Genomic DNA, 17,166 nt, shown 5'->3' with positions numbered 1-17,166 from the left:
ATCCCCGAGACATCATACCATGCTGACAAAGTCTCTGTTCAGACCATCGTTATCTCAATAAATATCAATGAATTGAGAAATAAATAGGTTGAGAAATAAATGGCCCGATCAATATCGGGCCAAATCAGTCTAATCAGCAAGAGTGTTGATCGATCAAATCGCTTCTAAACGCTCAAGCAATTTGTCAGGCGGTAAGTAGCCACCGATCATTTCACCGTTCGGTAGGAAGATTGCCGGAGTCCCGCTAATCCCCAGTTCCCGGCCAAGCTGATAATGATTGGCCACTTCCTGCTTACACTTCGATGTATCGCCTTCAGGCTTGGGAATGTCGCGATTAATTTTGGCATCATTGAGCGCTTTAGCCGGATCATCGGCACACCAAATCGCCGCCATCTGCTCGGCCACCTGTCCGGTTGGCCCCTGACGCGGGAACGCCAGATAACGGATTGTAATGCCTAAATCATTGTACGCTTTCAACTGACTATGCAGACGAATGCAATAACCACAAGTAATATCCGTAAACACCGTTACCACATATTTTTCATGATCAGCTTTATAGACGATCATCTGATCTTTCAGTTGTTCAATTCGCTTGGCATTGATCGGTGCCTGACGTTTCGCAATCACATCTTCATACTGACCGTTGCCTTTCATTTTATACAGGGTGCCGGCAATGAAATAATCTCCCTTGGGAGACGCAAACAGCACACCATTGGTGGTCTGAATTTCGACCAGACCATCAACATCAGCTGGAACAACATCCTTAACGCTCAAGCCCAACGACTGGAATCGCTGCATTAATGCCTGTTTATCAAATGAATCGGCAGCCGATGCTGCCAGAGAGAAAAATACTAAACCTAATAAAACTAATTCGCGGATTGCGCGCATCATTGTCACCTTACTTAAGCCCTTGGATGATGTTCGTTGTGGAGCTGTTTTAATCTTTCAGTCGCCACATGAGTATAAATTTGTGTTGTCGACAAGTCACTATGCCCCAACAACATCTGTACGACCCTGAGATCTGCACCATAGTTCAGTAAATGAGTTGCAAATGCATGTCGTAGCACATGAGGCGATAACATTTCCGTGTCGATGCCAGCCTGAACTGCGTAATATTTAATTCGGTACCAAAATGTCTGACGTGTCATCTGACGCGATCTGCGGCTCGGAAACAAAACATCAGATGAATGTTCACCCAACAAAATCCCTCTTCCTTGCTGCAAAAATGTCTGAATCCACTCAATGGCATTTTCGCCCATCGGTACCAGTCTTTCTTTACCACCTTTGCCGAATACTCTGACCACCCCCTGCCTCAGACTGATATTTTCCATCGTCAGCGTGACCAGTTCCGTCACCCTCAACCCAGTTGCATATAACAACTCAAGCATGGCTTTATCACGTAACTCGACGGGGTCTTCAGGATTTGGTGCATCCAGTAAGGCTTCAACCTGAGCTTCACTCAAATCCTTCGGCAACCGTTTCGGTAACTTTGGTGTCACCAGCAAAGCACTCGGATCATCCGTTCTGATCTTTTCACGATTCAGATACTGAAATAAACGACGAATCGCAGAAAGCATTCTGGCCCGGGATGTCTGTTTATAATTCTCATCCACCAGCCAAGCCTGAAACGCCTGTAGTTCAGGAGTCAGAATGGACACAAGTCGACAGTCATGACGCTGCATCCAGCGCAACAGTTTTTCCAAATCATGACGATAAGACGCCAACGTGTTTTCCGATAAACCACGCTCCATCCACATCGCATCCAAAAACTGCTCAACCCAGCGTTGATCAGCGGCAAAAATCTCAGACACTATCGACCTCACTTTCATTTCACCTGCCCTTAATACCATAGAATCCGCTGCCGACAGAAGAAACATCACCAAAAACCGATCAATTTTATCGCGGATCACGCATCTTGAGCTCGTCGGGGGATAGCGTTAGAATCCGACAACCTTGAGCACGTTGGCACACATTGATTTGCTGGAATAATGGTTATGAAGATTGGTCTTTTCTACGGTTCCACCACCTGTTACACCGAAATGGCAGCTGAAAAAATTCGCGTGATGATCGGTGAAGATATTGTCGATGTACACAACGTGAAAGATATCCCTTTAACACGAATGCAAGACTATGACCTGTTGATCCTCGGGATCTCCACTTGGGATTTCGGCGAAATTCAGGAAGACTGGCAAGCAATTTGGGATCACATTCAACAGCCGAATCTGGCCGGGAAATATGTCGCGCTCTACGGGTTGGGAGATCAAGAAGGCTATGGTGAATGGTATCTCGATGCCATGGGGCTGCTGCACGATGAACTGAAACATTGTGGTGTCCATTTTATCGGATATTGGCCTAACGAGGGCTACAACTTCGATGCCTCCAAAGCACTGACAGAAGACGGCCGCTATTTTGTCGGCCTCGCACTGGATGAAGACTCTCAGTACGAGTTGAGTGACGAACGCATCGCCAACTGGTGTGAGCAAATTCTCGCTGAATATCATGATGCGCTTTAGAACGCATGATATTGCTCCTTACCTCGGCATATCATTCACATGATTTTTTCAACATGTATCGATAACGCCGCCAGTCAAAGGTTAATCCCGGATCCGCTTTACGCAGCGGTGCAATATACTGATGCCCGGTAATGCGTTCATGGGTGATCTGCGGATAACGCGCTAAGACCGCTTGTGTCAAAGTTGCCAGAGACTGGTACTGCGCATCGGTATAAGCGGTAAATTCGGTACCTTCCAACTCAATACCAATCGAATAATCGTTGCATCGCGGCCGTCCGGCAAACGACGACGCCCCGGCGTGCCAGGCCCGATCCAGAAAAGAAACAAACTGAATCACATGACCATCACGCTGAATCAGACAATGTGCCGAAACCCGGAAATCCGCAACGACTTGAAAAAAAGGATGCTGCGCCGCTTGTAATTTACCCTGAAAAAGCTGCTCGATATAAGGCCCGCCAAATTGCCCCGGCGGCAGACTGATATTGTGGATCACCAACAGAGAAATATCCTCAGGGCTTTCCCGTTGATCATAAAACGGAGAAATCACCCGTCGAGCCTTGTCGTACCATCCATTCGGATCAATCATCACTGTCATCCTCTCACTACTTCGTCTCGAAATTTTACGCCAATCGCCGGAAAATTCGAACGCAATGGCTGAATTTCACATCCGGTCATCGTATTATGCCGCACCTATACCACTTAAAATGTCTAACCAACAGCGAAAGATCGTCGATGAAAAACAGCCATAATAGTCAGGAACGCCTCAGCTACCTCAAACAACAGCTGCCTCTCGATATCACTCGAGTCGTCAGAGAAACCCTTTATGAAGATCTGGGTGGAACTGTCGATCCAAGTGCCGATATTACTGCCAGTCTGATTCCGGCAGATCAATACAATACAGCCACAATTATCACCAGAGAGGCGGGTATATTTTGTGGTCAAGCCTGGGCGGATGAAGTCTTTCAACAACTCGGTGGCAGCGTTACGATCGAATGGCATGTGCAAGATGGAGATCTCATCAAGCCAAACCAAACCTTGTGTACCCTGCGCGGCCCATCCCGGATTTTGCTGACCGGCGAACGCAATGCCATGAACTTTATTCAGACATTATCCGGTTGTGCATCCAAAACCGCGCAATACGCCGCGATGCTTCAGGGGACAGAATGCCGTCTGCTCGATACGCGTAAAACCGTTCCCGGCCTGCGTAACGCACTCAAATATGCCGTCACCTGCGGGGGCGGATTCAACCATCGCATCGGTGTATTCGATGCCTATCTGATCAAAGAGAATCATATTATCGCCTGTGGGGGAATTGCCGCTGCCATTCAAACAGCGCAACAGCTCAACCCCGGCAAACCCGTCGAAGTTGAAACCGAATCACTCGAAGAGCTGCAACAAGCAATCGAAGCCGGTGCCGATATCATTATGCTGGATAATTTCGATTGCGACATGATGCGAGAAGCGGTTCGCATCAATGCCGGCAGAGCCGCGCTGGAAACCTCAGGCAATGTGACGCTGGAAACGATTCGTGAATATGCCATGACCGGCGTTGATTATATTTCTGTCGGAGCACTGACCAAACATATTCAGGCACTTGATCTGTCAATGCGTTTTCAGGGATAGCACGTAACGGAGCTCAAACACACTTCGGATACACAAAGTATGGCCTTTCTTGGCTCATCACTCATCAAGAGTTCAAGAAAGGGCAAAAAATTCTGAACACTGACACACGGCGCGTGTCTATTTAGTCTGTATGTTTCTTGCGAAACTGTACGTTCCTTGTGAAATAAGATGCCGGATAAAATCACAACCGATATGATCAATGTTCAATCCTTGTTGCGCACGACGAGCACGAAAATTTCCCTGCTGCTTCTGCTGGTGATCGCCATCGGTCTTTGGCTGGCGTCCCATTATCTGCTGACCTATCAGAATAAAGACATGGACTGGGAATGGTACGATATCGGTGGTGTACAGGTCACGCGAACCACGGATACCCACCAGTTACTGTTTCGCCGTGTTTATCCTTTTCAGCAAGCCGTTATTTTTACATCGCTCACGCTGGACAACCGTTTCGATCTGTTCACGATCTTCAATCATTCATGCACGCCGGATCAAGCTTATACTGTCACCGTCAACAGTGACAAAGGGACCAAACAACAGCCGCTCCTCTGCGATGAAAATAACCGAGAACTTTCTTTTCGTCTGGTCATGGCAACACCTCACCCCTTAACCATCACTTTCGATCGGCAGTCGGTAACCTTTCAGCCCAGTCACTGGGCATTGGCATTTCTGAAAAAAGATCAGTTCATTCAAAAAAACAAACACTATTTCTGCACCAAAAAACACTTCGATGCCTGTGAATATGAGTGGTCCAGAGACTAAGACCACAAACTAAGATCAGCGGGTTCGGACATGATGTTCACAATAAAAAATGCGCCCTCTGTCGAAATCTTCTGAGATTCATATGTCAGTCAGAAATGAGCTTCCCGGAACTCTCCCGCATTCAGAAAGAGTACCCGTTTCAATGACTCAACACCAAATTATGATGTGCTCCGTTCATCTAACAACGGAGATCGTTTATGTCCTCAACTGCCAGCCGACAACTGGGGTTTACCCTGGTTGAATTGATGATTGTCGTTACCATTATCGGCATTTTATCTTCCATTGCCGTCCCGGCTTACCAGAACTATATCCAGAAATCAGAAGTCACCGCCGGTGTCAGTACCACCAGTGCACTGACAACCAATATCGATTTATTTATTCAGGAAAACGGCAGATTTCCATCCGCAACAGGTCTGAGTGATATTGGCACAAGTGCCACCATGAGCGCTCTGGGAACCTTATCACTGCTCCCAGACACCGAGGTCGCTGAACAAGGTGTGTTGTCATTCGAATTTAATACCACAACATCCGTTCCCGGAAAAAAAGTGCAGTGGCGAAAAAGCGCAACCACGGGATGGCAATGCATTCAGGATGCAGCAGAACAGATCAAAGGCTGTCAGAAAGGCACCATCATGTAAGTCCCGGCAGACAAGACCACACTCACAACTATCAGAACGATCAGAGGCTTACCATGAGTATATTACTTCGACTGCTCCACTCCGAACACCACCTGACGCAGGAACAGTTCACCATGATGACTGGTCAGTGCGGCCATCATGCAACTGCGCCGCTGAGAGTACTGCTCGACTCTCAAATGATGACGGCAAGGCAGATAGCCGATTTCATTGCCCAACATCTCAAGATGCGCCAGATCGACATCCACACTTACGCTTATGTAGAAACCTGTCGACAGCTCGATGTCAGTGATCTGATGCAGCTTTACTTAGCACTGCCAATATCAATCCAGCATGAATGGCTGACCCTGGCGGTCGGAGATCCAACCATCCCTCACCTTCGCGAAGATTTTCAGTTTGCTACCGGGCTCAATATTGATGTGGTTGTTGCCGATGCTGAACAACTACAGGAAGCGATCGCACACTACGAATCCAGTGACAACATTGGCCATAGTATTCCCGCTCAGAACCGACTGGATGAATACGTGATTCAGGAAGATCATGATGATTACCAGACAGCGGATATCCGACCCAACGATGCCCCGGTCACGCAATTTATTCTCCAACTCATTCAGGAAGCCCATCAAAGACATGCATCAGACATTCATTTCGAACCTTATGAACGCACTTATCGTATCCGCATGAGAATCAATGGCTTGTTGGTGACGACTCATACACCATCGAATAAAGTCAGCCGCAGACTCGCATCCCGGCTGAAGGTGCTAGCCAATTTGAACATTGCGGAACGTCGTTTACCGCAAGACGGACGAATCAAGCTCGGTGCCTTATCGACTATCGATGTCGATCTCAGGATCTCAACATTACCAACCCAGTGGGGGGAAAAGATTGTTATTCGACTCCTCAATAGCCATCAAATGGAACTACACCCCGATCAACTGGGATTTTCAGCCACGCAACATGAGATGTTTCTACAGGCCATTCAGCATCCTCAGGGGATGATTCTGATTACCGGCCCGACAGGCAGTGGTAAAACAGTGACGCTCTATTCCGCACTCACTTGGCTCAACGATGAATCGCGCAATATATCCACCGTAGAAGACCCGATAGAAATCGCACTCTCCGGGGTCAATCAGATTCAAGTCAACGAAAAAATCGGCCTGTCATTCGGCCATATACTCAGAGCTCTACTCAGGCAGGATCCTGATATTCTGATGATTGGTGAAATCCGTGATCCGGAAACCGCAGAAATTGCCTTTCGGGCAGCACAGACAGGGCATCTGGTGTTCTCAACCCTGCATACCAACTCAGCATATGAAGCTTTGACCAGACTCATCTACATGGGGCTGGAAACCTATCATATCCTGCCGGCCATTCGTCTGGTGGTTGCCCAGCGGCTACTCCGCAAACTTTGCCCACGCTGCAAGGTTGCAGTACAACTGCCGCCTGAACTGTGCCGACGCTGGCCGATATTAAATAACGGACGGGCCTATCAGCCATCCTCTCAAGGCTGTCACGCCTGTATTGGTGGCTATCAAGGTCGCTTCAGCATTTATGATATGTACTATCCTACCCAATTCTCAGTCTTCTCAGATAAAGTGTCACATCCTCGGGAACAACACATGTCACTCCCGGAAAATGACACAACAACGGGCCTGTGGCATGAAGGGCTAGAAAAAGTCCGACAGGGCGTGACCGCTTATGAAGAGGTCATCCGAGTTCTGGGAGCCCCACCGGTCGAAACTGCCGACATATTTTCAGCAGCACGATCTCTGTCAACCCGATCTGATTCAAAACAGAGCCAGCCAAGCTCATCTCAACCTGTGACAGACAGAGGAGACCGTCATGCCGGCTCCGACGCCTGAACTTCATCGCTATTACTGGCAAGGAATCCATCTCGATCAACAGCGTAAAACCGGACATCTCTGGGCATTCTCTCAGGAAGAAGCACTCCGCCAGTTACAACAAAACCTGACTGCAATTCACATCATTCGCCCGGATCCGCCCAATCTACTCACCCGATGGCTCAATCGTGCTCGCGTAAAGGATATTACAGACCTGGTACGACAGCTGGCAATTATGCTGAACGCCGGGCTTCCCATCGTTCAAGCGCTCCTTCTGATTGCCACACAATGCTCTCGTTTTGGTTCCAAACTCATTGTATTACAAGCACACAATGCGCTGATGAATGGTGCATCGTTAACCGATGCACTCCAACAAAGTTCCCCCGCTTTTCGGGGTCTGTATGGTGACATGCTCCATGCAGGAGAAATGACCGGGAGAATCGCCGAAACACTGGCCCAAATTGCCGATTACCGGGAAAAACACGCCCAGCTCCGTGCCAAAATGCTCAAAGCGGCAACGTATCCATCCATCGTTTTGGTGAGCGCGCTACTGCTCACCGCACTGATGTTAATAAAAGTCATCCCTGAATTCGCTCAGATGTTTGCCCATATGCACGCTGAGTTACCTTGGTTGACTCGCCAGGTTCTGACCGTATCGGACATACTAAGATTCTGGGGGAAGTGGACCGTCGCATTCATGATTGGTGTGATATGCCTGTTGAAGTGCCTCTGGCATCGCATCACGACTATCCAAATGATTATAGAGGCACTCCAACTCAAACTACCGCTACTGGGCCCTCTGCGAACAAAAGCGATCATGATTCGTTGTTGTCGCACTCTGGCAACCTGTTATGATTGCGGCATTCCTTTACTGGATAGCCTGAAAAGCACACAAAATATTGCAGGGTCGCTGCGCTATCGAACCGCACTGGAAACAGTTTTGGCACAGGTTTCTGCCGGAAACAGCTTATATGTGGCAATGCAAAACAGTCACCATTTTCCTGAATTTGTCACACAAATGGTCTTCATCGGAGAAGAATCCGGCACATTAGGTCAAGTGCTGACCAAAGTGGTCCAACAATATGAACAAGACATCGATCAGTGTATTGAACAGCTCGGAGAAATGATTGAACCTTTATTGATTGTGTTGCTTGGCGGCCTGATCGGAGGATTAGTCATCGCAATGTATTTACCTGTCTTTAACTTAATGCAGGTGATGGGATAGTATAATGCCCGCTGTTGTACTCTCAGATGCGCTGAGTCACCGATCTAAATTGAAACGACCTCGTTGAACGGGGTGAATTATCGAATAACATTGAGCATAGTTGAATGGATGCATTTTTGATTTATCCTTGGTTATTTCCTGTTTTTGCGAGCCTCTTCGGTCTCATCATCGGCAGTTTTCTTAATGTCGTCATCTATCGTTTACCACAGATGATGGTCACAAGCTGGAAACAAGAATTTGCCGAAGCTTTCCCCGAATACGATATTCCTGCACCGACCAAGAAAGAACAGATTTCACTCAGTCTCCCGGCATCATTCTGTCCGCACTGTCACCACCGAATCCGGATTTGGCATAATATCCCACTGTTTAGCTGGTTACTGCTCGGTGGTAAATGTGCAGACTGCGGAGAACGGATATCAGTACAATATCCACTGGTAGAGCTTGTTACGGCACTGGCAAGCGGCATCATCGCAATTCATGGTGGCATGACCTATTACACGCTGGCATTGCTCATGTTTACTTATATCAGCATTGCCGCTGCATGTATCGATCTCAACCAGATGTTACTTCCCGACAATTTAACCATCCCGCTAATCTGGCTTGGGTTATTACTCTCACTGACACATATCAATCCACTGCCGCTATCCGATGCGGTAATCGGCGCAGTTGCCGGCTATTTATCACTCTGGTCTATTTACTGGATTTTTAAACTGCTGACTAAAAAAGAAGGCATGGGATACGGCGACTTTAAATATCTTGCCGCCATCGGCGCATGGATCGGCTGGCAAACATTACCGATGGTGATTTTATTGTCCTCCGTGATTGGCATCATTTTAGGTGTCACACTACTTTTGATAAGAAAGCAAGTTTTGACAAGTAAGCAAAGTAATCCGTCCTTTCCATTCGGCCCCTCTCTGGCGATTGCCGGATGGATCAGTCTCATCTGGGGCGATCCGATGATGAGCTGGTATACATCAATTGTGTTAGGAGCGTAATATGACATTCGTTGTCGGGTTGACCGGAGGTATATCGAGCGGGAAAACAACGGTAGCCGAGCTTTTTCATCAACACTTTGCTATTGATATCGTTGATGCGGATGTCATTGCCAGAGAGGTGGTCGCCATCGGCACCACAGGGCTGGCAGCTATTACAGCACATTTCGGTCAAGACATTCTCAACGATGACGGCACATTAAATCGCCCGCGTCTAAGAGAGATTATCTTTACCGATGTGAATGAAAAATTGTGGCTGAATCAACTCCTCCATCCGATGATCAGACAAGAAATGCAGCGTGCGCTCACTCGTACCACCTCTCCTTATGCATTGTTAGTCATCCCTCTCTTAGTTGAAAATCAACTCCAGTCGATGGCTGACCGAATTTTAGTTGTCGATGTGGATGAAGCGGTGCAGATTCAGCGTACAATGCTCCGTGACGGAATCAGTGATTCGCACGCTCAGAATATACTTTCTGCTCAGGCGACAAGAGCTGAACGCCTTGCCGTGGCCGATGATGTGATTGACAATAGTGCAGAAAACCATCAACTTCTGCCTCAAATCACAGAATTACACCAAAAGTACCTAGCCATGAGCGGCAGAAATTTGTGAAAATAATACGGATATAAACAAAGGCTAGCGAAATGACGATTCATCAATTCGAACATCCTCTGAATGAAAAGACTCGAATTTATCTGAGAGTCGAAGCCCTGCTGGCCCAACTTCATCGTGCATCTCAATTTGATGATAGTGACCAATATCAGCTTTTTTTCCGGGCATTATTTGACCTGCTTGATATCTTTGAACAGATCCAACTACGCAGTGAACTGGCGAAAGATATCGAAAAGCAACGCATCATGTACCGAAATTGGTTGAACGTTGACGGGGTCGATCAAAATACCTTACTGGCGTTACTGAGAGAAGTCGATGAAGTCCACTCAAATCTGATGAATGCAGAACGGTTTGGCGTCTCACTCAAAGAAGATCGCTTTCTGATCTCTGTCCGTCAGCGATTTAATCTTCCCGGAGGTTCATGCTGTTTTGATTTGCCGGCACTGCATTACTGGCTACATACATCGACCGAACAAAAACAGCAGGATGCTTTGACTTGGCTCCAAACCCTGAAACCACTATCATCTGCGCTGAGTCTATGGCTCAAACTCGCCCGGGAAACAGGTCAGTACCGTGCGTATACGGCAAAATCAGGCTTTTATCAGAGTGATGCCGAAGATGCGAATATTCTCCGCCTGCTGATTCCTCTGGAATATGGGGTTTATCCCATGATCTCAGGACACAAAAACCGTTTTGCGATAAAATTTATTGAATTTGAAACCAATCAGGCCAGCGCTTGCGATATTCAGTTTGAGCTGGCAGTTTGTTGCTAACGAACTGAACTATGTAGAGAATTATGACAAATCCAAAAATCACAACCGTTCAATGTCCTCAATGTGGCACCGCTGTTGTCTGGGGAGAGCAAAGTCCCTTCCGCCCATTTTGTAGTAAAAAATGCCAAATGATCGACTTTGGCAGTTGGGCTAATGAAGAAAATGTCATCCCCAGTGCTCCCGATATCTCCGATACGGATGGTTGGTCAGAAGACGATCTCGATTAACCTGCACATCCGCTCAAATCGGGCGGATGTCTATATTCCCCGGTAATTTTCCTCTTTCTATTCCTCTCCGATAAGATATACGTCAAATCCAGCCGTTCATCAGTTGCTATCCAGTCATTCGAAAGAGCATGCGATGACGGAACGCGGCTCTGCCATCTGATCCATAAAAAATAAAAATGCACTGTAAGGAATTGATTCAAGATTCGTCTAAACTAACAGAGTTCCTTTTTATTGAGATATTGAATGACATTAGCCGATTCAGATATTCAACCCAATACTTTTTCACAACATCTCTTTGATGATGAGCAGTTTATTCAACCGTTAAGGCAACAGATGTTGAAATTTGCCCAGTTGCAGGTTCAAGACGAGCAACTGGCCGAGGACGCAGTCCAAGAAGCGATGATTGCCGCGTATCAACATATCGATAAGTTCGAACAGCAAGCCGCGCTGAAAACTTGGATTTTTGCCATTCTCAAAAACAAGTTGATCGATTTACTGAGAAAAGAAAAGCGCACCACTGTTGCCAGTCAGCTTGAACAAGGAGACTGTACTCAAGGCGATGCCTTGATGGAAAAGCTGTTTGATCAACATGGTCACTGGCATAAACATGAGCGCCCGGTGAAATGGCAACAACCTGACAGTTGTATTGAAAATGAGCATTTTTGGCGCGTATTCGATACCTGCCTGAATGCCTTACCCGAACGCTATGGTCGATTGTTCATGATGCGCGAGTTTCTTGAACTGGCAACCCCGGAGATTTGTCACAATGAAGACATCTCGGTCAGTCATCTCAATGTCACGCTCTACCGTGCTCGTCTCAGACTCAGGGAGTGTTTAGAAAATAACTGGTATCTGTCGGAGGAACGATGATGAACTGTAAACAAGCCACACGCCTTCTTTCCGAGCGAATGGAGCGAACACTCACAACCAAAGAGAAATTAGCCCTGCGCCTCCATACAGGTATGTGTAGCAGTTGCCGCCGATTCGGTAAGCAAATGGATGATATCCGTTTTTTATCAAAAAGTTACATGCATGCAGAATTGAAAGATAAAGAATAATAAATTTTTTTCCATTTTTTGTGTAATACCTCCCCTTGTTCATCCGTCGAATAAGGGAATCAGACAATACACTTGTGAGGAAAACACTATGAACACATCAAAAACATCTCTGGCTTTCGTTCTGACAACTGCAGTTGCACTCTCGGCAGCAACACTACCGGCTCATGCAGCCAGTAAAGAAAAATGCTACGGGGTCGCACTTGCCGGGCAAAATGATTGTAAAGCCGGCCCCGGAACGTCTTGTGCCGGTACATCGAAAACAGATTATCAGGGAGATGCATGGAAGTTTGTTCCTAAAGGAACCTGTATGGAGATGAAATCAGAAACCTCGCCGACAGGCCATGGTCAGCTCAAAGCATTCTAAGCCGAGCTTCTCGCGATGATTGAGACTCGTCCAACCCCATCCGCCGAAGACGTGCAAACGTCTTCGGGCTTTCCCCCCCGAAGCGGGGTGAGCTTAAAACCCTGTTACTATCAGACTATTCTGACAGAAAAACCGTCGGTCGGTTTTTTTGAAATCCATGCTGAAAACTATCTTTCTGCCGGAGGCCCCAACCGCTACTATCTGGAAAAGATTCGAGCACATTATCCGATCACTGTTCATGGAGTTGGCCTCTCGATCGGTGGCGAATCACCATTGAACCGGGAACATCTGAAAAAAGTCGCACAACTGGTTGAATGGATCGAACCGCTGGTTTTTTCAGAGCATTTGGCTTGGTCCAGCCATTTCAGTCATTTTTTCAATGACTTACTCCCACTCCCTTATACGGAGAAAACGCTCGGGCAAGTTTGTGCGAACATTGAGCAGATTCAGGAACAGTTGAAGCGCCCCATGCTATTGGAAAATCCATCCACCTATTTGCGCTTCAAAACAACAACTATGAGTGAGCTGGAATTTATCAGCACGATCATCCAGCGGACCGGATGCCAGTTGCTACTTGACGTCAATAATGTTGCCGTCTCCTGTTTTAATCATCAGCAGGATCCCTACCAATATATCGATCAATTTCCCGGTCAGTCTGTACGACAAATTCATCTGGCCGGATATGCGACTGACCAAAATGAGACAGTACCACTAAGAATTGACAGCCATGACCGAGAAGTCACTGATGACGTCTGGCAGCTCTATCAATATACCTTACAGAAGTGGGGAGATAAGCCCACGTTAATTGAATGGGACGGGCAACTCCCGGAACTTGCCGTACTACAACAGCAGGCCACAATGGCTGATCAGATACGAACTCGTATTCAACGCACGTTTCAATCAGAGTCAGGGGCCGATCATGCAACAGCAATTTAGTCAGTCGATCCTGATGCAAAACGATGAAGTACTGCCACAAATCGACGCAACATCAACCGCAGAAAAACAAGCTCGCTTTGCCGTTTACCGCAACAATGTCTATCACTCACTGACCGAAGCACTGGAAGAGATCTACCCTGTCTGCAAGCAGGTTGTCGGTGACGATTTTTTCCGCATGCTGGCGGGGCATTTTATTCAACGTTATCCGCCAACTTCACCAATATTGAGCGAGTATGGGGCGCAATTTGCTGAGTTTTCCCGCTCAATACCACAGCTTTCATCGCTGCCTTACTTCAGTGAATTAGCCCAACTGGAATATCAGTTACTGCAATTGACTCATGCAGCTGATATGCCGGTACTCTCCGTGACTGACATTCAACAACATCTGGCAGAATGCGCCGACCCAACACAATCAGTCTGGCAACTCGCTGAGCCCTGTTTGTTATGGCAGACCTCTTATGCTGTTGGCTTGATTTATCAGGCCCACCAGCCAAATTCAGAGGTCATAATTCAGGATATTCATTGGGATAAAAGTGAGTACCTACTACTGACTAAAAGAGACCATTATGGGGTTTTCTACCCTCTGTCTGTGGATGAATACCACTTACTTCAGCAATTACGGCAAGGTGTCACACTAGCGCAAGCGAGTCAGTCCATCACGTCTTCCCATTTTCCGGCGTTATTTTCAACGCTATTGCAAAAACCCATTATCCGAGCGATTTTGCCACAATAGGAGCCTGTTTATGTCACTGCCACTGCTGAAGAAAGTCTCGGCCTCTCCGTGGACTGAGTCGATTATTTTACTGCTGAGTCGCTTTGGCCTCGCTGCAATTTTCTGGCTCTCCGGACAAACCAAAATCGAAGGCTTTGCTTTGAATATAATTTCCGGCCCAATTCATCTGGGCTGGCCGACCGTCAAGGACAGCACATTTGCGCTGTTTGAATATGAATACAACCTACCGATCATTTCTTATGTGTTGGCCGCTTACCTTGCTACCATTGCCGAACATCTGCTTTCTATTTTATTGCTCACCGGTCTGATGAGTCGCTTTGCTGCGCTGGGAATTTTTGGCATGACACTGGTGATTCAGGTTTTTGTTTACCCGGATGCTTATCCGACACATGCCACTTGGCTGGCGCTGAGTGCCTGGATCATGTACAAAGGCGCCGGGGCAATCTCATTGGATTATCTACTGCGTTTTCACCGCCATCACCCGGCAAGCTAATCAATCAAAAATCGACGCATAAAAAAACTGGGCGATCTTCATCGCCCAGTTAGTCTGTTGCATTTCAGTAAAGCATGTCAGTTCAGTCAAGCATCATCACTGCCAGCTTGATGTTGCGCACCTTCCTCAGCAGCCAAATCTTCGATATCAATCCGGGTCACCCGTTGCAGACCACGCGGCAATAATGCACCTCTGCGGCCTCGTTCGCCCCGGAAGTTTTCCAGATCATCCGGCTTCAGCCCGAGCTTACGTTTGCCTGCATAGATCGTAATCGCAGCGCCTTGCGGCAGCACCATCAGGTGAGAGACAAACTCTTCTCTTTCTTTGGCCTTCGCCGAAGGAATATTAATGATCTTGTTGCCTTTGCCTTTACCCAGTTGAGGCAGATCTTTAATCGGGAATAACAACATGCGGCCCTGATTGGTGATCGCCATAATTTCATCGGATTCTAAACTGTTCAGCGGCTGCGGCGTCATGATCAGTGCGTTATTCGGTAAGTTCACCAACGCTTTACCACTACGGTTCTTAGACAGAAAATCACTGCCTTTACAGACAAAACCATATCCGGCATCCGAGCCCACCAGCCATAGTTGATCTTCATCGCCCATCACCACCTGACGGATTTGCGTGCCTTCCGCAACATTCAGACGCCCGGTAATCGGCTCGCCCTGAGAACGGGCTGAAGGCAAGGTGTGCGCTTCAAGTGAATAACTGCGGCCATCACTGCCGAAGAAGACCGCCTGCTGATTACTTTTCCCACACGCATGAGCCAGATACTGGTCACCCGATTTGTAATTCAGCCCCTGACAATCGATGTCATGACCTTTGGCATGGCGAATCCAGCCTTTATCCGACAAGATCACCGTAATCGGCTCACTCGGCACCAATTCTCTTTCCGTCAGAGCTTTGGCTTCCGCTCTTTCAACTAACGGAGAACGACGGTCATCACCATATTTTTCGGCATCGGCTTTCAACTCTTTTTTCAGCAGCGTATTCAAACGACGCTCCGAACCAAGCAGTTGCTCTAATTTATCCCGCTCTTTTTCCAGCTCTCCTTGCTCAGCACGAATTTTGAATTCTTCCAGTTTCGCTAAATGACGCAAACGCGTATCCAAAATCGCATTCGCTTGAATTTCAGAAATTCCGAAACGAGCCATGAGAACTTCTTTCGGCTCATCTTCGTTGCGGATAATCTCGATGACTTCATCGAGATTCAGATAGGCAACCAGCAAGCCTTCAAGAATGTGTAATCTTGCCAGAACCTTATCCAACCGGTGCTGCAAGCGACGCTTGACCGTATTACGGCGGAATTCAAGCCATTCTGACAAGATTTCCACTAACCCTTTCACCTGAGGACGATTGTTCAGACCAATCATATTCAGGTTCACGCGGAAGCTTTTTTCTAAATCAGTCGACACAAACAGATGATTCATCAGGACGTCACAATCGACTTTTTTCTTACTCGGCACGATGACAATCCGCGTCGGATTCTCGTGGTCAGACTCATCGCGCAGATCTTCGACCATCGGCAATTTCTTCGCTCGCATCTGGCTGGCGATCTGCTCTAACAGTTTGGCACCGGAAACCTGATGAGGCAGAGCGGTGATAACAATATCACCACCTTCTTTATGCCAAACCGCACGCATTTTGATACTGCCACGACCGGTTCGATATATTTTTTCAATATCGGTACGCGCAGAGACGATTTCTGCTTCCGTCGGATAATCCGGTCCCTGAACATACCCCATGATCTCCTCTAAACCAGCTTGAGGTTTATCGATGAGATGAATGGTAGCATTCGCGATTTCCCGGACATTATGCGGTGGAATGTCGGTTGCCATTCCCACAGCAATCCCCGTCACACCATTGAGCAGGATATGCGGTAAACGAGCCGGCAGCATTTGTGGCTCATCCATGGTGCCATCAAAGTTCGGCTGCCATTCAACCGTCCCTTGTCCGAGTTCACCCAATAGAACTTCCGCAAAACGAGACAGTTTGGCTTCGGTATAACGCATCGCTGCAAAAGATTTCGGATCATCCGGCGCCCCCCAGTTCCCTTGACCATCCACCAGCGGATGACGGTAAGAGAAAGGTTGTGCCATCAGAACCATTGCTTCATAACAGGCTGAGTCACCATGGGGATGATATTTACCCAGCACGTCCCCGACGGTCCGTGCCGATTTTTTATATTTGGCCGAAGCAGATAGCCCAAGCTCCGACATCGCATAAATAATACGGCGCTGAACCGGTTTCAGACCGTCACCGATGTAAGGCAGTGCACGGTCCATAATGACGTACATCGAGTAGTTCAGGTATGCGTCTTCCGTAAATTTACGTAACGGCAGCTGTTCTACTCCATCAAAACTGATTTCTGTTGCCAT

The 17,166-nt window shown here is 47.5% G+C and carries 20 protein-coding genes; 16 read left to right on the top strand and 4 right to left on the bottom strand.

The features are described 5' to 3' along the window. Positions 1 to 153: 153 nt before the first annotated feature. Together dsbC and xerD are read right to left on the bottom strand one after the other, a co-directional pair. Positions 154 to 888 carry a bifunctional protein-disulfide isomerase/oxidoreductase DsbC gene (gene dsbC, locus AC55NX_RS03770; RefSeq protein ID WP_496994645.1) on the bottom strand — a complete coding sequence of 245 codons (735 nt, stop codon included), beginning with the start codon at positions 886 to 888 and terminating at the stop codon, positions 154 to 156. 14 nt (positions 889 to 902) lie between these two features. Beyond that, positions 903 to 1,811, bottom strand: coding sequence for a site-specific tyrosine recombinase XerD (gene xerD, locus AC55NX_RS03765; RefSeq protein WP_496994522.1), 909 nt, complete (start codon positions 1,809 to 1,811; stop codon positions 903 to 905). 183 nt (positions 1,812 to 1,994) lie between these two features. Here xerD and fldB point away from each other — a divergent pair, with 183 nt between their 5' ends. Further along, positions 1,995 to 2,513: a flavodoxin FldB gene (gene fldB, locus AC55NX_RS03760; RefSeq protein ID WP_496994521.1), complete on the top strand. Its 519-nt coding sequence runs from the start codon at positions 1,995 to 1,997 to the stop codon at positions 2,511 to 2,513. A gap of 31 nt (positions 2,514 to 2,544) precedes the next feature. On the opposite strand, the gene ampD is transcribed toward fldB, so the two are convergent. Further along, a complete protein-coding gene (gene ampD, locus AC55NX_RS03755; protein WP_496994520.1) occupies positions 2,545 to 3,099 on the bottom strand; it encodes a 1,6-anhydro-N-acetylmuramyl-L-alanine amidase AmpD in 555 nt (184 codons plus the stop codon). Positions 3,100 to 3,245: 146 nt separating this feature from the next. Between ampD and nadC the strand changes: the two genes are divergently transcribed. From nadC to AC55NX_RS03680, 15 genes are all read left to right on the top strand, one after another. Continuing rightward, on the top strand, positions 3,246 to 4,136 hold the full coding sequence (nadC, locus tag AC55NX_RS03750; protein WP_496994519.1) for a carboxylating nicotinate-nucleotide diphosphorylase: 891 nt from the start codon (positions 3,246 to 3,248) through the stop codon (positions 4,134 to 4,136). Between the two features lie 168 nt (positions 4,137 to 4,304). Continuing rightward, positions 4,305 to 4,895 (top strand): hypothetical protein, encoded by a 591-nt coding sequence (locus AC55NX_RS03745; protein WP_496994518.1) that lies wholly within the window; start codon positions 4,305 to 4,307, stop codon positions 4,893 to 4,895. 197 nt (positions 4,896 to 5,092) lie between these two features. Further along, entirely contained in the window at positions 5,093 to 5,533 is a 441-nt protein-coding gene (locus AC55NX_RS03740) for a pilin (protein WP_496994517.1), read from the top strand. Between the two features lie 53 nt (positions 5,534 to 5,586). Beyond that, positions 5,587 to 7,392: a GspE/PulE family protein gene (locus tag AC55NX_RS03735; protein WP_496994516.1), complete on the top strand. Its 1,806-nt coding sequence runs from the start codon at positions 5,587 to 5,589 to the stop codon at positions 7,390 to 7,392. After that, positions 7,373 to 8,596: a type II secretion system F family protein gene (locus AC55NX_RS03730; RefSeq protein ID WP_496994515.1), complete on the top strand. Its 1,224-nt coding sequence runs from the start codon at positions 7,373 to 7,375 to the stop codon at positions 8,594 to 8,596. The genes AC55NX_RS03735 and AC55NX_RS03730 overlap by 20 nt, the downstream gene beginning before the upstream one ends. Before the next feature lie 104 nt (positions 8,597 to 8,700). Beyond that, positions 8,701 to 9,591, top strand: a complete 891-nt coding sequence (locus AC55NX_RS03725) for a prepilin peptidase (protein ID WP_496994514.1) — start codon at positions 8,701 to 8,703, stop codon at positions 9,589 to 9,591. A gap of 1 nt (position 9,592) precedes the next feature. Next, a complete protein-coding gene (gene coaE, locus AC55NX_RS03720) occupies positions 9,593 to 10,201 on the top strand; it encodes a dephospho-CoA kinase (RefSeq protein ID WP_496994513.1) in 609 nt (202 codons plus the stop codon). Between the two features lie 32 nt (positions 10,202 to 10,233). Then, positions 10,234 to 10,974 (top strand): cell division protein ZapD, encoded by a 741-nt coding sequence (gene zapD / locus AC55NX_RS03715; RefSeq protein WP_496994512.1) that lies wholly within the window; start codon positions 10,234 to 10,236, stop codon positions 10,972 to 10,974. 23 nt (positions 10,975 to 10,997) lie between these two features. Next, positions 10,998 to 11,201 carry a DNA gyrase inhibitor YacG gene (yacG, locus tag AC55NX_RS03710; protein ID WP_496994511.1) on the top strand — a complete coding sequence of 68 codons (204 nt, stop codon included), beginning with the start codon at positions 10,998 to 11,000 and terminating at the stop codon, positions 11,199 to 11,201. Positions 11,202 to 11,444: 243 nt separating this feature from the next. After that, on the top strand, positions 11,445 to 12,071 hold the full coding sequence (locus AC55NX_RS03705; RefSeq protein ID WP_496994510.1) for an RNA polymerase factor sigma-70: 627 nt from the start codon (positions 11,445 to 11,447) through the stop codon (positions 12,069 to 12,071). Further along, positions 12,068 to 12,259: a zf-HC2 domain-containing protein gene (locus AC55NX_RS03700; RefSeq protein ID WP_496994509.1), complete on the top strand. Its 192-nt coding sequence runs from the start codon at positions 12,068 to 12,070 to the stop codon at positions 12,257 to 12,259. Before AC55NX_RS03705 ends, AC55NX_RS03700 begins: the two co-directional genes overlap by 4 nt. A gap of 88 nt (positions 12,260 to 12,347) precedes the next feature. Beyond that, entirely contained in the window at positions 12,348 to 12,623 is a 276-nt protein-coding gene (locus tag AC55NX_RS03695; protein WP_496994508.1) for a BufA1 family periplasmic bufferin-type metallophore, read from the top strand. Positions 12,624 to 12,638: 15 nt separating this feature from the next. After that, a complete protein-coding gene (bufB, locus tag AC55NX_RS03690) occupies positions 12,639 to 13,559 on the top strand; it encodes an MNIO family bufferin maturase (RefSeq protein ID WP_496994507.1) in 921 nt (306 codons plus the stop codon). After that, a complete protein-coding gene (locus tag AC55NX_RS03685) occupies positions 13,543 to 14,292 on the top strand; it encodes an HvfC/BufC family peptide modification chaperone (RefSeq protein ID WP_496994506.1) in 750 nt (249 codons plus the stop codon). Before bufB ends, AC55NX_RS03685 begins: the two co-directional genes overlap by 17 nt. A gap of 10 nt (positions 14,293 to 14,302) precedes the next feature. Continuing rightward, on the top strand, positions 14,303 to 14,785 hold the full coding sequence (locus AC55NX_RS03680; protein WP_496994505.1) for a DoxX family protein: 483 nt from the start codon (positions 14,303 to 14,305) through the stop codon (positions 14,783 to 14,785). Positions 14,786 to 14,871: 86 nt separating this feature from the next. On the opposite strand, the gene parC is transcribed toward AC55NX_RS03680, so the two are convergent. Next, positions 14,872 to 17,166, bottom strand: a complete 2,295-nt coding sequence (parC, locus tag AC55NX_RS03675) for a DNA topoisomerase IV subunit A (RefSeq protein ID WP_496994504.1) — start codon at positions 17,164 to 17,166, stop codon at positions 14,872 to 14,874.

The organism is Vibrio rubrogenes, assembly GCF_059641415.1.
Note: the sequence above shows the minus strand (reverse complement) of the source record. Positions and strands in the feature narration are given on the sequence as shown.